The 15844-nt window shown below is 62.6% G+C and carries 17 protein-coding genes; 12 read left to right on the plus strand and 5 right to left on the minus strand.

Annotated features, from left to right (window positions below; translation table 11 throughout):
• Positions 1 to 660, plus strand: a 660-nt coding sequence (locus tag GY725_06925; protein MCP4003911.1) for a hypothetical protein, incomplete at its 5' end; no start/stop codon positions are given.
• Between the two features lie 9 nt (positions 661 to 669).
• On the opposite strand, the gene GY725_06930 is transcribed toward GY725_06925, so the two are convergent.
• Positions 670 to 1932, minus strand: coding sequence for a CoA transferase (locus tag GY725_06930; GenBank protein ID MCP4003912.1), 1263 nt, complete (start codon positions 1930 to 1932; stop codon positions 670 to 672).
• 167 nt (positions 1933 to 2099) lie between these two features.
• Here GY725_06930 and GY725_06935 point away from each other — a divergent pair, with 167 nt between their 5' ends.
• Genes GY725_06935 through GY725_06945 form a run of 3 tightly spaced genes read left to right on the plus strand, consistent with a single transcriptional unit; the run spans position 2100 to position 4323 of the window.
• Positions 2100 to 3317, plus strand: a complete 1218-nt coding sequence (locus tag GY725_06935; GenBank protein ID MCP4003913.1) for a CoA transferase — start codon at positions 2100 to 2102, stop codon at positions 3315 to 3317.
• Positions 3318 to 3328: 11 nt separating this feature from the next.
• Positions 3329 to 3841, plus strand: coding sequence for a MaoC family dehydratase (locus GY725_06940; GenBank protein MCP4003914.1), 513 nt, complete (start codon positions 3329 to 3331; stop codon positions 3839 to 3841).
• On the plus strand, positions 3841 to 4323 hold the full coding sequence (locus GY725_06945) for a hypothetical protein (protein MCP4003915.1): 483 nt from the start codon (positions 3841 to 3843) through the stop codon (positions 4321 to 4323). The genes GY725_06940 and GY725_06945 overlap by 1 nt, the downstream gene beginning before the upstream one ends.
• 80 nt (positions 4324 to 4403) lie before the next feature.
• Here GY725_06945 and GY725_06950 read toward each other — a convergent pair whose 3' ends face one another.
• Positions 4404 to 5279, minus strand: coding sequence for an LLM class F420-dependent oxidoreductase (locus GY725_06950; GenBank protein ID MCP4003916.1), 876 nt, complete (start codon positions 5277 to 5279; stop codon positions 4404 to 4406).
• Positions 5280 to 5394: 115 nt separating this feature from the next.
• Here GY725_06950 and GY725_06955 point away from each other — a divergent pair, with 115 nt between their 5' ends.
• Positions 5395 to 5919 (plus strand): nuclear transport factor 2 family protein, encoded by a 525-nt coding sequence (locus GY725_06955; GenBank protein MCP4003917.1) that lies wholly within the window; start codon positions 5395 to 5397, stop codon positions 5917 to 5919.
• Here GY725_06955 and GY725_06960 read toward each other — a convergent pair.
• The 3 genes from GY725_06960 to GY725_06970 are packed head-to-tail and all read right to left on the minus strand — an operon-like array spanning position 5900 to position 9782.
• On the minus strand, positions 5900 to 7234 hold the full coding sequence (locus GY725_06960) for an MFS transporter (GenBank protein ID MCP4003918.1): 1335 nt from the start codon (positions 7232 to 7234) through the stop codon (positions 5900 to 5902). The two genes, GY725_06955 and GY725_06960, sit on opposite strands and share 20 nt — an antisense overlap.
• Entirely contained in the window at positions 7231 to 8217 is a 987-nt protein-coding gene (locus GY725_06965; GenBank protein ID MCP4003919.1) for a Gfo/Idh/MocA family oxidoreductase, read from the minus strand. Before GY725_06965 ends, GY725_06960 begins: the two co-directional genes overlap by 4 nt.
• A 2-nt stretch (positions 8218 to 8219) precedes the next feature.
• Entirely contained in the window at positions 8220 to 9782 is a 1563-nt protein-coding gene (locus GY725_06970; protein MCP4003920.1) for an acyl--CoA ligase, read from the minus strand.
• Positions 9783 to 9839: 57 nt separating this feature from the next.
• Here GY725_06970 and GY725_06975 point away from each other — a divergent pair, with 57 nt between their 5' ends.
• The 7 genes from GY725_06975 (at position 9840) to GY725_07005 (ending at position 15740) form a co-directional block, all read left to right on the plus strand.
• Complete coding sequence (locus GY725_06975; protein ID MCP4003921.1) at positions 9840 to 10781, plus strand: alcohol dehydrogenase catalytic domain-containing protein; 942 nt, start codon at positions 9840 to 9842, stop codon at positions 10779 to 10781.
• A gap of 208 nt (positions 10782 to 10989) precedes the next feature.
• Entirely contained in the window at positions 10990 to 12114 is a 1125-nt protein-coding gene (locus GY725_06980) for a hypothetical protein (protein ID MCP4003922.1), read from the plus strand.
• A complete protein-coding gene (locus GY725_06985) occupies positions 12114 to 12674 on the plus strand; it encodes a methylamine utilization protein MauE (GenBank protein ID MCP4003923.1) in 561 nt (186 codons plus the stop codon). The genes GY725_06980 and GY725_06985 overlap by 1 nt, the downstream gene beginning before the upstream one ends.
• Positions 12671 to 13300 carry a methylamine dehydrogenase accessory protein MauD gene (gene mauD / locus GY725_06990; GenBank protein ID MCP4003924.1) on the plus strand — a complete coding sequence of 210 codons (630 nt, stop codon included), beginning with the start codon at positions 12671 to 12673 and terminating at the stop codon, positions 13298 to 13300. Before GY725_06985 ends, mauD begins: the two co-directional genes overlap by 4 nt.
• Positions 13297 to 13854 carry a methylamine dehydrogenase (amicyanin) light chain gene (locus GY725_06995; GenBank protein ID MCP4003925.1) on the plus strand — a complete coding sequence of 186 codons (558 nt, stop codon included), beginning with the start codon at positions 13297 to 13299 and terminating at the stop codon, positions 13852 to 13854. The genes mauD and GY725_06995 overlap by 4 nt, the downstream gene beginning before the upstream one ends.
• The gene (locus GY725_07000) at positions 13851 to 14255 is read left to right on the plus strand and encodes a cytochrome c (protein MCP4003926.1); all 405 of its coding nucleotides are present in this window, start codon (positions 13851 to 13853) and stop codon (positions 14253 to 14255) included. Before GY725_06995 ends, GY725_07000 begins: the two co-directional genes overlap by 4 nt.
• A gap of 51 nt (positions 14256 to 14306) precedes the next feature.
• Positions 14307 to 15740: an HAD-IB family hydrolase gene (locus GY725_07005; protein ID MCP4003927.1), complete on the plus strand. Its 1434-nt coding sequence runs from the start codon at positions 14307 to 14309 to the stop codon at positions 15738 to 15740.
• Positions 15741 to 15844 lie beyond the last annotated feature (104 nt).

The following is a 15844-nucleotide window of genomic DNA, read 5'->3' on the forward strand; positions in this document are numbered from 1 at the left end:
ATCGAAGCCAATCGCACCAAGGGTACGCGCTGGGCCCGCTCTGCGGTGGCGTTGAAACACGACGAAGCACAGAGACTGCTCGAAGCGCTCGATGCGAATGCTCGGGATCACTGGTACGTGTTGCCCGCCCCCGAAGACCTCGAACTCTATAGCGGCGAGAAGAACGGGGCCGAGATGCAGGGCAAGGGCACCTACGCCTTCGAGGACGGAACTCGCTACGAAGGCGACTTCGATCAAGATCGTTTTCACGGTCAGGGTCGCGTGGTCTGGCCCAATGGTCGCGAGTACCGCGGAGCCTTCGAGAACAACGATATGATGGGTCGCGGGAAACTGGCCATCAACGGTATGATGCAAAACGGTGAATTCGTCCTGGGTCTGCTCGAAGGATCTGGAAGCATGCGCTGGCCGGATGGGCGCATCTACGCGGGAATGTTTCAACACGGAGTACCGCACGGCAACGGACAGATGCTGTCTCCCGACGGCAAGTCCTACAACGGAGAGTTTGCGCGCGGTGTGCCACACGGTCCGGGGAAGATGACTCTACCCGATGGCCGTACTCGCACGGGTGTCTGGCATGAGGGCAAGCTCGCAAGCCAGCCGCCGCCTGAAGGCGCAACGCAGCCCGAGGCCGACCCGCCTTCTGCGCCTGAGTCTGAGTAGCTGCGAAGCTCAGTCCGAAGCGGCCGATACGACGCCGTCTTCGCTCAGCGTTCGGAGTGCTTCGTCGTCGATCCCCAGGACGTTCTGCAGTACCTCGGCGGTGTGCTGACCGAGACTGGGAAACCGCCGGATCGGACCTTCCTCGACCCGCGAGAGCTTCACCGGATTACCTGCGACCAGCATGGGTTTTTCCGCGTCGCTGCGCGGCACCTCGATCAACATATCGCGTTGAGCCACGTGTTCGTCATTCACGAGATCGGATGCGAGGTTGCTGGGGCCGGCTGCGATGCCGTGCTCGCATAACTCCTGGCAGGCTTCGAGTCGCGTCTTGTCTGCCGCCCAGGTTTCCACGGCAGGTCGGATGACTGAATCCGTGTTTTCCGCCCAGCCCTCCCGCGTTTCGAAGCGAGGATCTCCACACCACTCCGGATGGCCGACCAGCTGAGACAGGTACTCGAAGTGGTGTTCGCGGAAGATCGACATCACGAAGTAGCCATCCGTCGCCTTGAAGCCCGCGACGATTCCGATCGATCCCGAGGTGGCCCAGCCCGCCGGTGCGCCCATCGACCAGAGTTGCGGGACCATATCGCACATGGCGATCATCGAATCGAACATCGAAATGTCGACGTGCTGGCCGAGACCCGTGACTTCGCGATGCCGCAGGGCTGACAGAAGTCCGATCACACCGAACAAGGCGCTGGCGTTGTCGCCCAGCGCACCCGCCACCACGACCTGCGGGGGTTCGCCTTCCACTCGTTTGGGTTCGTAAAGACCGGCCATGGCCTCCGCGACCGGAGCATATGCGGGCCAGGTGCGATACGGCGAAGGTGTCAGGTGTCCGAAACCGGAGATCGACAGGTAGATCACACGCGGGTCGATTTTCTGGATCTCGTCGTACCCCAGACCCAGGCGTTCCATGCTGCCCGGCGTGAAGTTTTCGGCGACGACATCGAAGTGCGGGACCAGACGCTTGAACAGCGCCTGACCTTCCGGACGCTTTAGATCGATCCCGATGCTGCTCTTGTTGAGGTTGTTGCGCAGGTAGGTCGCGCCCACCTTGCGCCCATCGTCGTCGACCAACGATGGCATCGCTCCGCGACCAGACTCGCCCGTGACTGGGTGTTCGACCTTGACCACTTCCGCACCGAGATACGACATGAGTTGTGTGGCGTACGGCAATGCCTGCATTTGTTCTGCGGCGAGGATTCGAACACCGTCGAGCGGTTTGCCAGAGGTGGCGTTGTTCGGCCTGGGGTGTTTTTCCGCGCGCATGAGTCGACTCCGGGTATCGGGCCAGATTGCGATGCGTACTATACGTGGCGCTCGACAGGCTCCGAGAATACAGCCCGCGAAGCGCCCGAGATCTGTCAGGAGGCCGGGGCATTTCATCGAGCGACGGACTCGGCTGGCTCTATAAGTATTTGAAATAATTGATGAATATGGGGTCGATTTACTATACGCTACGTATCGTATACTATTGGCCGGCCGTGCCCACCACCCCGAAACTCGAAGGCATCACAGTGCTCGATCTTTCGAGTGTGGGGCCTGCATCGCGAGCGACCCGGTTGCTGGCCGACTACGGGGCGCGAGTCATCAAGCTCGGGCCGACGGCGCGCAAAGGCTCCGTGCAGGTTCGGCCTCCGTTTCACAGCTACGGTGCGGGCCGCGGTCTGCAACGCATGTCGCTCGACCTCAAGAGCCCCGGCGGCAAGAGTGCTTTTCTGCGTCTGGCCGAGAAAGCCGACGTGGTCGTCGAGAGTTACCGGCCGGGGGTCGTGAAGCGCCTGGGCATCGACTACGAAAGCGTGCGCGCGCTCAATCCCGGAATCGTTTACTGCTCGACCACCGGTTACGGGCAGGAAGGCCCGGCATCGACGTGGGCGGGACACGACATCAATTATCTGGCCATGTCCGGATACCTGGCGTGTACCGAGCCGCGTAGCGATGGCGGTCCGCCGATTCCCGGAGCGACCGTTGCCGATAGTGCCGGTGGTGGCATGCACGCAGTGATCGCGATACTGGCTGCGCTCGTGCGCCGGGGCATTGACGGGCAGGGCGACTATCTGGATGTCGCCGCGACCGATGGCGTGCTCTCGCTGATGTCGCTTTCGGTCGATCAGTTCCTGGCGACCGGTGAAGAAGCGGCGCCGCGACAGGTGCTGCTCACGGGTCGTTATGCGTTCTACGATCTGTACGAAGCCCGGGATGGTCGGTGGCTTTCGGTTGGTGCGATCGAGCCCCACTTCTATCGCAATCTGTGCAAGGCACTGTCTCTGGAACGTTACGCCGATCAGCAGATGAACGACGAGCTACAGGATGAGATCCGCGCAGCGTTTCGAGCCGCGTTTGCCCAGCGCGATCGCGACGAGTGGGTCGCCGAACTCGCGCCAGCCGATACCTGTGTCGCACCGGTGTACACGATTCCCGAAGTCACGCGGGATACCCATCTGCGCGAACGCGGATTGTTCATGCAGGCCGAACACTCCGAGCACGGTGTATTCGAGCAGATGGCACCGATGCTAGCGGGCACGCAACGCGCGTTGCCCAGGCATCGCGTGCGCGATCCGGAAAGCAGCGATGCTGACGCCCTTCTGGCGGAAGTCGGCCTGAGTCGCGAAGAAATCGAGTCACTGCGCGCAGACGGCGCAGTCGAGTAGAGGAGAGCCCGATGTCCGAAGAGATTCCCGCCGAGGTCGAGGCCTGGATCGGCCAGAAACGCTACGTGGAAGAAGCCGAGGTCGAAGTCGAACGCGGTTTCATCCAGACCAGTTGCGTCTCGGCCGAGTACGGCAACCCGCTCTTCTGGGACGAGAAGCAGGCCAAGGACATCACCGATGGTTGGATCGCACCCCCGACCATGATCTCGGTCTGGTGTCGACCGTTGCTCTGGACACCCGAGCGCAACGAAGAAGGCCTTGCGCTGAAGGTACACTTCGATCTCAAGGAAGCGCTGAACCTCCCCGAGGCGATCATGTCGGCGGATGAACTCGTCTTCCACGCGCCGGTGCGCATCGGAGACCGCGTGCGCAACTGGCAGGTCTTGCGTTCGTTGAGCGACTGGAAGACGACTCGGCTCGGGCGGGGCCGGTTCTGGTCGATCGAGGTCGTGTACGTGAATCAGGACCAAGAACTCCTGGTGCAGGAGAACATCACGGGCTTCGGCTATCGGAGGGAAAACTGATGCCAGTGACAGGCCATAGGACGATCGATCAGGTGACCAAGGGCGACGCTCTGCCGGAGCTCGCATACGATGTAACTGCGACGACCGTGGTCGCGGGGGCTCTGGCCACTCGCGATTTCCGTCCAATGCACCACGATCGCGATTTTGCGATCAACCGCAGTGGTGTGAAGGACATCTTCATGAATACGCCGAACCTCGCGCTCTGGTTCGAGCGCTACATCACCGACTGGACTGGACCGCTTGGCCGCCCGGGTCGTATGAAATTCCGCATGAAGGGCTCTGTGTTCGCGGGCGACCGTATGGTCTTTCGCGGCAAGGTCGAGAATATCGAGACCGACGCGACCGGTTGTGCCTGGGCGGACGTCTCGGTCGAGGTGGCTGTAGGCGATCAGGTCATGACCGCCTGCGATGCCCGCGTCGCCGTGCCCTCCACGCCCGACGACAATCCGTGGAAACGCCGCGGCGAAGACTGGAAGCCCTGAGACAGAAGACTTCCCGACGAATGATCACTGGATGAAACTGAAGGTCACTCTCGCGAATGGAGCGGGCGGCCTTCCCTGAATCACGCGTCTTTCATCGGGTCGATCACTTCGTCGCCGAAGCGCCTCATCACGTCGAGCTTGGTCTGCAAGCTCGCGTCTGGCCCTGCGGTGTAGCTGAAGGGATAGTTCACCGTTCCGTGCGCTCCGAGTTCAGAGAGTCGTGCATAGGTGTCGCGATCGGGCGGTGTGACCAATGGCACGATCGTTTCGAAATTCCCGCCCTCGCGTCCCGCCCGTTTTCGCAAATGGCTGATCTCGCCCAGCAACTCCGCCGCCTGATCGGGTGTGTTCCCCGCGCCTACCCAACCATCGCCCAGGTTGGCGCAACGCCTCAGTGCTGCGCGGCTCGCTCCACCGATCCAGATCGGAATCGGAGAACTCGCTACGGGACTCATCTGTAAGCGCGGGAAAGCGAAATTCTCTCCGCTGTGTTCGACGACCTGACCGCTCCAGAGCTTGCGCAGGATTTCGATGGATTCGTCGAAGCGCTTGCCGCGCTTTTCGAAGGGCACGCCGAGTACGTCGAACTCCTCGCGCATCCAACCGGCCCCCACGCCCAGGCTCACGCGATTATTGGACAGCACTGCAGCCGTGGAAACGGCCTTGGCGACTTCGAGCGGATTGTGCAGCGGCAGGACGTACACCATCGTCGAGAAGCGCAGGCGAGTGGTGACGGCCGCCATCGCCGAGATTGCCGCCCAGGGATCCGGGAACGGTGTCGTTCCCGTGAAGTCGGGGACGCCGTCTTCCGCGTACGGATATTTCGGCGCCATCTTCTCGGGGACGAAAACGTGTTCCGAAACCAGAACGCCTTCGAATCCCGCGTCTTCTGCGCCGCGTGCGAGTTCGAGCAGTTCCGTCGCCTCATTGAAGGAAAGAGCCTGCCAGAACTTCACGCGACGTCCCCTCTAGGCAAGTCAGAGTGCCCGGTATCGGAGCGATTCATCGAATCGATTCTAGCGCTATCCGCGACGGCTTGACGGTTTCGGCCCGGCGACGGACCATCGCACTATGAGCACTGCAGAGGCACTCGAAAAGCGAATTCAGGAACTCGAGGAGCGCCTTGCTGAGGTCGAAGACGTCCAGGCGATCCACAACCTGAAGTCGCGTTACGGCGCACTCGCCGATGCCCGCTACGACCGAAAGGGCGTACGGCCGCGAGCCGAACTGGAGCGGATTGCGAGTGAGATTACTCAGCTCTTCAGCGAGGATGCGATCTGGGATGGCGGCCCCGGTCTCGGTGTCTGCCAGGGACACGATGCGATCTACGCGCGCTTTCTCGAACCGACGCTCCTGTTTTCCTGGCACTACTTCGTGAAGCCTCGGATTCAGGTCGATGGCGATTGTGCGTCGGGCAGCTGGGACATCCTGGCTCCGTGTACCACCGCCGACGGTCGTCCACACTGGATGGCCGGAGCCGAGGACGACGAGTACCGGCGCGTGAACGGACACTGGCTGCACAGCGCCATGAAGTTGCGAGTCGCGTTCATGGCACCGCACGAGCGCGGCTGGATCGTCAAGCCCCCTTCGCGCTGAAGTTTCCTGCGGATCCGCTTGCGGCCGCGCGCAGATCTTCGCGCAGGCTGCGGCTGGCCAGCCAGAAAAAGAGTCCGGCCAGTCCACCCAGTAGCGCGACCACGACGAGGGAATAGCGGATGGCCAATTCCCCGTACTCGGCTGCCAGTAGATCGTTCAGAAAGCCCACGACCAGCGGTCCCAGACCGAGTCCCGCGAGGTTCAAGATGAACAGGAGAACGGCCGAAGATGTCGCGCGCATCTGAGGACGGGCCAGACCCTGGGCCATCGACCACAGGGGGCCTACATACATGGCGCCGAGTACATAGAAGGGAATGAAGCAGACCAGAGCGGAGACTCGCTCGGGCAGCAATAGGAAGCCGATCGCGAAGGGAACGCCGATCACCGAGACGAGTGCAGACAGGTACATATAGGCGCGAGCGTCGCGGGCGCCGAGGCGATCACCGATCACTCCACCGAGGTAGGCCCCCAGGCTTCCGCCGATCCCTACGACTGCGCCGAACCACAATCCGACCTCTGTGCCACTCATATCGTGAACGCGAAACAGGAAGGTCGGCCCCCAGATCAGGAATGCGTAGCCGGACACGGACTGGAAGCAGGCCGCGATCGTCAGCCAGACGTAGGCGCGACTGCGAAACAGGAAGCTCAATACTTCGCTGAGCACCGCAGGGGGCGGAGGTTCAGGCGTTTCCCAGTAACCCCGGGTCGGATCCTTGACGGTGGTCTTGACCAGCACGGCGATCGGCAGACCGGCGAGTCCCACGATCAGGAACGCCGTGCGCCAGTCGAAATGGTCGCGCACATAGCCACCGAAAAGATAGGCGATCGCCGAGCCCAGGTAGATCCCGGTGGCGTAGATGGAGAGCGCGGTCGCGCGACGTGACGGAGGAAACAAGTCGGCGATCAATGAATGTGATGGCGGACTGCCGCCCGCTTCCCCGATCCCCACGCCGACGCGCGCGAGCGCGAGTTGTAGCGTCGATCCCGCGAGTCCTGAAACGGCCGTCATGGCACTCCACACCGCGAGGCTCAGCGAGATGATGAAACTGCGCGAGCCGCGATCGGCCCAGCGAGCGATGGGAATGCCCGCGAGTGTGTAGAAGAGTACGAAGGCCAGTCCGGACAGTGCCCCCATCACCGTGTCGGAGACCTCGAGGTCCTCCTTGATGTCCTGGAGCAGAATCGAGAACACCTGGCGGTCGATGAAGTTGAACACGTAGACGACGAAGAGCACGCCCAGTACATAGCCGGAGTAAGAGCGGGAAAATTCCGGCTCGCGTTCGGAAGGCGTCGGTTCGGGTTCCGGGGTACTCATGAGCCGCGCGCTGGGAGTCCCGCGGCCGCGTAGATGGAGTCGATCACGCGCATGTTCGCAATCGAGTCCGCACCAGAAGTGAGGGCGGGTTCAGCAGAGCGAACCGCTTCGATGAAAGCGTCGAGCTGATGGTGGTAGGTCGTCTTGCTTTCGACGCTTTCCTCTCGCGTTCTCGACCCCGTGCTGAGACGGACTCTATGCCCCAGATGGGGCGCGAACGGATTCACGACTTCGAGTTCGGCGCGCGATCCACTCAGCTTGATCGTGGCGCCGCGGCTCGTTTCCGGGAGCATGGCGCAATACATGCGGGCTGTGATTCCAGAGGGAAAGCGCAGCTGGGCTTCCATCTCTACGTCGATACCCGGGGGATCTTGTTTGGCCGATGCAGCGAGAACTTCCGGCTCTTCGCCGATCAGCGAGCGCAGGAGGTGGATCGGATAGCAACCCAGATCCATCGTGCCTCCACCACCGAGTGCAACCTGGTAGCGGATGTCGGCTTGATTCGGGATGGGAACGCTGAATGCCGCATCGATGTGAGAGATCGTGCCGAGTTCGCCGGAGCGACAGATCTCGATCAAGCGCGCCGTCAGCGGGTGGTAGCGGTAGTGAAACGCTTCGACCAGAGTTCGTCCTGTTTCCTGCGCGCAATCCACCATCTCCTGAGCCTGGGAAGCATTGAGCGCAAAAGGCTTTTCGCACAGGACGTGCTTGCCCGCGCGCAAGGCCGCAAGGGTCCAGGGTGCGTGAAGGCTCGCGGGAAGCGCGTTGTACACCGCATCGATGTCCTCGCGCTCGAGCAGTGCATCGTAGTCGCGGGATACCTCTGGAATCGAGTGTTCCCGAGCAAAGGCTTCGGCGCGTTTCCGATCGCGCGAGGCGACGCTTACGATCGCGGCGCGATCGTCGTCGAGGCATGGCTGGATCAGGGCGCGAGGCGCGATTCTCGCCGCGCCCAGGATGCCAAAACTCAGTAGGAAACTCATGGTCAGCGCAGTATACCGTCCGGCGTCTGCGCGTTCTCTTCTTCGACCCGCTTCGCGATGCGCTCGCTCAGTTCCTGCTTCGCGATCTTTCCGCCCGATCCGCGTGGCAACTCTTCGACGATCTCGAGTCGCTCCGGGAAGTTCTCTTTCGATACGCCGTGTGCTGCGAGGTGGGAAAGCAATTGCTCCAGTGTCAGTTCTCGTCCGGGTCGAAGCTCCGCGAATACGCAGACTTTCTCGCCGAATACCCGATCGGGCATTGCGACGGCCGCCGCAATCGAGACCGCGGGATGATTCGCAACCTGAAGTTCGACAGCGGATCCGCTGATGTTCTTGCCGCCGCGAATGATGAAGTCATCGCTTCGGCCGACCACACTCAAATAGCCTTCGGCATCGATTTCGACGATGTCTCCCAGAAGCATCCAGCCGTCGCTGCGAATCAGTTCCCTGTTTGCTTCGTCGTCCGCCCAGTAGCCGCGGCTCAACGTCGGTCCTTTGCACCCGGGCTGACCTCGGCCGGAGTCGCTGACCTCCCGGCCGGTTTCGTCGAACAGACGCACGTTCATTTCCGGGATCGGTCGACCCGCCGTGCGCAATCGCTTTTCCCGCGAGTCATCCACGCTCGTGCCGCTGACCGCGCCGGTCTCGTTCGAGCCGTAGAACTGCAATACGCTGGCGCCGGTGCGTTCCTCGAACTCCGCCGCGCGTTCGTAGGGTACGGCCTCGCCACCGGTGTAGAGGATTTGTAGAGAACTCAGATCGCGGCTCTCGGACTCCTCGCATTCGAGCATCATGATGAACTGCGTCGAGACGGCGGCCAGTACGGTGACTCGATGCCTTTCGATCTGCTCGAGCACATCTGCGGCGGAAAAACGCGGTAGGAGCACGGTCGGCACACCGAGAACTGCGGGCGTGACGTGACTCGTCCAGATGCCGAATCCGAATGGAGCGGGAACTACACTCATGAAGACGTCGCGCCCCCCGAGACGACCGGTCCGCACAGCGAATTCGTGAAACGCGAACCAGCGCGCTTGATCGTGCACCACGATCTTGGGCATGCCTGTGGTTCCCGAGGTCGAGTTGAGCAAGAAGATTTCATCCGCCGCCAGACCTCTGCCCTCGAGAACGACTGCAGGTGAATCGGGCTCCTTCGGCCGATCGATTCTCAAGTGCCGTCGCAGCGGAAGTCCCTTCGCGCGCAGTCGCGCAAAAACGTCGTCGGTCGATCGTTCCTGATGCAGTTCCGCACTGATCAGTCCGGTCGCGCCCGAAGCCCGCATCAAGTGCTCGAGTTCGCTCTCACCGGCGCGAGGTCCGATTCCCATACTGATGAGACCGGCCTTCTCATTGGCCAGAAACGCGACGTGAACGTCCGGCCCGTCGGGCAGCAATACGGCGATGCGTTCGCCGTGCTCGAAACCGCATGCGAGCAATGAATGCGCCAGTGCATCGGAGCGCGCATCGTATTCGGCCCAACTGAGTCGCGTTTCGCCGATCAGGAAGGCGGGCGCAGACGGCTGCTGGACAGCGAGTGCGCGAATCCGATCGGCGAGTGGGGCGGACACGCTTGCAGGCTACCAGAGTTCGCCCAGACTCGAAGGCCGCTGTGATAGCTTTTCCATATGCGCGCAGTGCGAGCCCAGGGCGACAGGGTCCACGTAACCGAACTTCCCGAACCCGATGCACCGAGCGCGGAATCGGTTCGGGTGTACGTGAAGTCGGCGGGCATCTGCGCTTCGGACATGACCATGCTCGAGCGCAAGATGCTCGAGCACACACTCGGCCACGAAATTGCCGGGTGTCTCGAAGACGGAACTCCGGTCGCCGTGCAGCCGACCACGCCCTGTGGCTGCGAACTATGCGATAGCGGCAACTACCAGCTCTGCTCGACATGCATGGGGACGACTCTCGGAGTGTGGGTCGATGGAGGTATGGCCGACCAGGTCTGGGTCGACCCCGCGTCTCTGGTTCCTCTACCCGAGGGTGTCGATGTGGCCGACGCCTGCCTGGTCGAACCTCTGGCGGTCGCGATTCACGGAATGAACAACGCCCACCTCCAGGCTGGACAGCGCGTCGCGATCGTCGGTGCGGGCAGTGTGGGTCTTTGCGCGGGTGCCTACGCGAGATCGTATGGCTGCGCGGCTGATATTGCGGCGCGTCATCCAGCTCAGCAAGCCGCTGCCGAGAAACTCGGCCTGGGGTGCGAGCCGTCGGGTGCCTACGATCTGGTGATTGAAGCGGCCGGAAACAACCGGGCGCTCGCCACGGCCGTGGAGTTGTGTCGGCCGTCTGGAGAACTCCTGCTCCTGGGTTTTGACTGGGACGAGGTCGTGTTACCCGGCGCGGCAATCGCGCTCAAGGAACTCGCAATCCGCGCCAGCATGACCTACGGCCATACGAGTTCACTGCGCGATGTCGACGCGGCGGCTCGGCTGCTCGCACAAGTGCCCGAAATCCCCGAGGCGATCCTCACACACCGCTTCCCACTCGAAGAAGCGCCCCACGCTTTCGAAGTCGCGCGCGACCGAAAGGCCGGGGCCATCAAGGTCGTTCTCGAACCTTGACTTCTCCAGCGCCCGTCGAGATCCGGCCACAAACTGGCTCGGAATGGGATATGATCGCAGGCAGTCGCGCGCGGCCCCGAAGTGCGATTTCAGCGTTGGAAAGGACCGACCGATGAACCGAGGCGTCCGGTGTGCTCTGGCCCTAACGGTGCTCTGTTCGTTGTTCGCAACGCGTGCTGACTCTGCGGAACCGCTCGAGACTCCGAGTGTGGCAACCATCCCACCCGTTGCTTCCCACTGGGTCTGGGTGCCAGATGTGTTGTTCAAGCACAGCCTGCTCTTCGACGGGGATAGCGGCAATGTGCTCGCCGTGATCGACTCGGGAACCACGATCTCGCCGAAGCCACCCCTGTTCTCGCGCGTGCGTGACGAGTTCTATCAGGTCGAGATCGACTACGCGCGTGGATCGCGTGGCAAGCGCACCGACTTCGTGACCATCTACGATGCGACGACGCTTCAGGTCCGGGGCGATATCGTGCTCCCGACACCCACGGCGGAGAGTGCGACCTCGATCGCCTTCACGGCGCTACTCGACGACGAGCGCTTTCTGGCCACCTACAATCAGTTCCCACGCACGTCGGTATCCATCACCGATCTGGAGAAGCGGAAGTTTGCGGCCGAGATCCCGACTGCCGGGTGCGCTGGCATCTTTTCGCTGGATCCGCGCCGCTTCGCGATGCTCTGTGACAATGGAACCGCGCTGGTGGTCAGTCTGTCCGAGACGGGTGAGAAGATCGACATGCAATCGAGCGAGGTCTTCTTTGACCCGGTCGAGGATCCGGCGATGCTCGCGGCCAACCGGATCGGAGATCGCTGGATCTATCAGACGTTCTCGGGGCACGTACACGAGCTGGACTTCTCTCAGAACCCGCCGAAGCTGGTTTCCTGGTCACTGTTCTCACAGGCCGAGCGCGCTGCCGAGTGGCGGCCGGGTGGCAAGCAGCACACGACCCTGCACCGCGCCAGCCAACGCATGTATGTGATCGTGCACCAGGGCGGTTCGGGAACACACAAGGATCCTGGCTCCCAGGTCTGGGTGTACGACCTGGCGACTCGAGAACGGATCGAACGCCTGTCCATGCCCAACTTCACCGCGGCATTCTTGGGACAGACCATGGGCATCGGTTCCAGTGGCTTGGGGCCCTGGTTCTTGCGCGCGATTCTGCCTGGAGGCGGGGCGCATTCGATCGCCGTGACTCAGGACGACACACCACTGCTTTTTGCGCGCAACGCCGAACTGGGCGTGGTCGCCGTACTCGACGCTCAGTCGGGTGAGCATCTTCGCGATCTGACTGAAGTCGGACTGTTCGGTACGCGTCTGGAGATTCCGTGATGTCCGGAGATTCCCCGATGCTCGCCATGGATCCCGCCTTCGCCTGGATTGCCCGTCTGGGGCTCGCTCTCTTGTTTGGCGCTGCGGCGCGCCACAAGCTGAGCGATCCGAGGGCATTTCTGGCCACCTTGCGCGACTATCGAATCGTACCCGCGTCCCTGGTGAAGATCTCCGCTCTGGTCATCGCCGCGAGCGAGATCGCCGCCATCGGCCTGCTCTTGCTTCCCGGCCTGGGGCTCGGACCGCTATTGGCGATCGGCTTGCTCGCCGTCTACTCGCTCGCGATTGCGCTGAATCTCCTGCGCGGTCGCCGCCATATCGATTGTGGATGTCTGGGGCCCGCTCACCGGCAAGAGCTTTCTGGCTGGTTGCTCGTGCGCAACTCGCTACTCGGCACCGGCTCCCTGGTTCTCCTGGCGGCCGAAAGCGCACGAACTCTGTCGTGGATCGATGCCTTGTCGATCGGCGGCGGCCTCTGCATGCTCATCTTGCTGTGGAACGCGGCCCACCAACTCGGTTCGGTGCCGTCCTCGTTCCGGACACCGGAGAGTTCTTCATGAGCGAAGCCCTTTTCGTTTCCAATATCCTTCTCTGGATCGCGTTGCTCGCACTGGGCGTTCTCGTGCTGGCACTCACCCGTCAGATCGGACTGCTGCACGAGCGGCTCGCCCCTGTGGGTGCTCTGGCGACCCAGCACGGACCGGAAGTAGGGGAGCCAGCGCCGGAGTTGCGTCTTTCGGATCTCTCCGGTCGGCCCGTCGCGATCGGGGGAGCATCTCCGGCGACGCGGACCCTTCTCTTCTTTCTGTCTCCGACCTGTCCGGTGTGCAAGCCGCTGCTACCCACCTTGCATCGCGTGGTCGCCGACGAGGCGCCCGGGCTGCGCCTGATCCTGGCCAGCGACGGCGAACCCGAAGAACACCACGCGTTTCGCCGCGAGTGGAATCTGGAAGACGAACTCTACGTGCTCTCGACTGAACTCGGTCTGCGCTTCGCGGTGGCCAAACTTCCGACCGCCATACTGATCGACGAAACCGGGATCGTGCGCGCGAAGGGCATGGTCAATACACGCGAGCATCTCGAGAGCCTGTTCGCCGCTGACGAACTCGGCGTCGCATCTCTTCAGGCGTTTGCAGAACGCGAGGGCCGACTCGGCTCCGTCGCACCTGCCGGGGGGATCTCGTGAGCCGACTCGATCGCTGGATGGAACAGTCCGCCCGTCAGCTGGCTCGCGGCGCCGGCCGCCGCAGTTTCTTGGCGAGCACGGGTCGACTCCTGCTCGGGGCCGTCGGCATTTCTGCAGTTCCCATCTTGCCGATTGCGCGCGCCGCAGGTGGGTCGGCGCGGGTACCGGCACCGAATGAAGACATCGAAGGTCCCGAGGGCGATCCGAAGTCGTGTGAGTACTGGCGCCACTGTGCGATCGACGGGTTTCTGTGCGGTTGTTGCGGAGGCAGCGCCACGAGTTGTCCGCCCGGAACCGAGATCAGCCCCGTCACCTGGGTGGGCACCTGTCGAAATCCCGCGGATGGCAAGGACTATCTGATCTCGTACAACGATTGCTGTGGCAAGACGTTCTGTGGACGTTGTGCGTGCAATCGCAACGAAGGCGATCGTCCGGAGTATCACTGGTACCGCTCCAATGACATCAACTGGTGCGCCGGAACGGAGTCTCAGGCCTATCATTGTTCGACTGCGATCGTGATCGGACAGGCGACGGAGCCTCAACCGGAGAAATGAAGCCGCGTCTCCGGTTCTGGATTCTACTTTCGATGCTCGTCTTCGCTGCGCACGCGACCGCACAGGAACCGGCAAAGGGCGACGCGGCGCAAGACTATCTGCTGCACTGCTCCGCCTGTCACCGGGCCGATGGAACGGGAACCGAGGGCATCATGCCGACGCTACACGGTCTGGGAGCGGTGCTCGCGGCAGACGGGGGTCGGACCTACCTGGCCCGGGTTCCAGGCGTTGCCCAGGCTCCGCTTTCCGATGCGCGCGTCGCGCGTCTGCTCAACTGGGTTCTGCGGAATTTCTCGGGCGTCGATGTGCAGCCTCCCTATCGCTCAAACGAGGTCGCCGAGCTGCGCAGATCACCGCTGCGCGACCCGATCGCCGCCAGAGCGGCCCTGGGAGTCGATTAACGGCGCCTATTGGCTTTCTGGGGCAACAGGTTCAGAATGGGAACCAGTCCCATGAGCCTCCACGAGCGTCTGACAGAGGAGATTCGCACTGGACCTTCGGGCCCGAAGGTGGGGGCGTTTTTCGATCTGGACCAGACGTTGCTCGCGGGTTTTTCGGCCACGGCCTTCTTCCGCGAGCGCCTGCTATCCGGACGTATGGCACCGCGCGAGATTGCGGAGTCTCTGCTAGGCGCGCTCTCGTTTGCCGTGGGCAGGACGGGATTTTCGGGGATGATGTCCGCAACCACGGCCGCCTATCGGGGCCTGGCGGAGTCCGCGCTCGAAGAGGTCGGCGAGGAGGTGTTCCAGAAACATCTCGCCACGCAGATCTACCCGGAATCGCGCGCGCTGGTCGAAGCGCATCAGGACATGGGGCATACGATCGCGATCATCTCTTCGGCCACGCGCTATCAGGCCGAACCACTGGCGAGGGACATGGGAATTCAGCACGTGCTGTGCACGCAGCTGGTGGTTGAAAACGGTGCGTTTACCGGCGAAGTGGTTCATCCCGCCTGCTATGGCGAGGGCAAGGCCGAGGCCGCTCGGAGTATCGCAGCCCAAAAGGATCTGGATCTGGACCAGAGCTACTTCTACACCGACAGCCACGAGGACTTGCCTCTGCTGCGGATCGTTGGTCGTCCTCGACCGCTCAATCCGAATCGCGCGCTCTCCCAGATCGCAAAGGAGCGGCAGTGGCCGGTGCGGCGCTTTACCAGTCGCGGTCTTCCCGGCGTCGGTGATCTGCTTCGCACGGGCCTGGCCTATGCGAGCCTGGCGCCCTCGCTCTGGGCGGGAGTTGGCGCAGGTCTGGTCAACGGTTCGCTTCGCGAGGCCATCAATGTTTCGGGTTCGTTATGGGGTGATCTGGCGACTTCGCTCGGCGGCATCGATCTTCGCATCGAAGGTGAAGAACACCTCTGGTCGCAGCGCCCCGCGGTCTTCATCTTCAATCACCAGAGTGCGCTCGATGCGCTCCTGATGATCAAGATGCTGCGCCGCGACATCACGGGTGTGGGCAAGAAGGAGATTCGCAAGAACCCGGTCTTCGGCCCGCTCTTCGGGGCGGCGGGTGTGGTCTTCGTCGATCGCGCCAACTCGACCAAGGCAATCGAAGCGCTCGAGCCGGCGGTCGATGCGTTGCGCGAGGGTCGTTCGTTGGTGATCTCGCCCGAGGGTACGCGTTCGCCGACGCCGCGCCTCGGCCGATTCAAAAAGGGTGCGTTTCACATGGCCATGCAGGCCGGTGTGCCGATCGTTCCCGTGGTGTTCCGCAACGTGCTCGACGCGCTGCCCCGAGACGCGCTCGTGGTTCACCCCGCGACGATCGAAGCTGTGGTGCTCCCACCGGTCGACACCATGGACTGGAAGATCGAGCACCTCGACGAGGAGATCGCCGCCATCCGCGGGCGCTATCTCGAGATCCTCCACCAGCAGTCCGCTCGCTAGTCCGCTCGTCCTGGCAGGGCGCTGCGGTCCGGAGTTCCAGCTCCGAGGTTCGGGGTGAATAGTAACGATACGTATAGTATCGTAATGGGGGAGCGGGTTCTGGC

This window comes from bacterium (assembly GCA_024226335.1).
In the GTDB taxonomy this organism is placed as follows: Bacteria; Myxococcota_A; UBA9160; order SZUA-336; family SZUA-336; genus JAAELY01.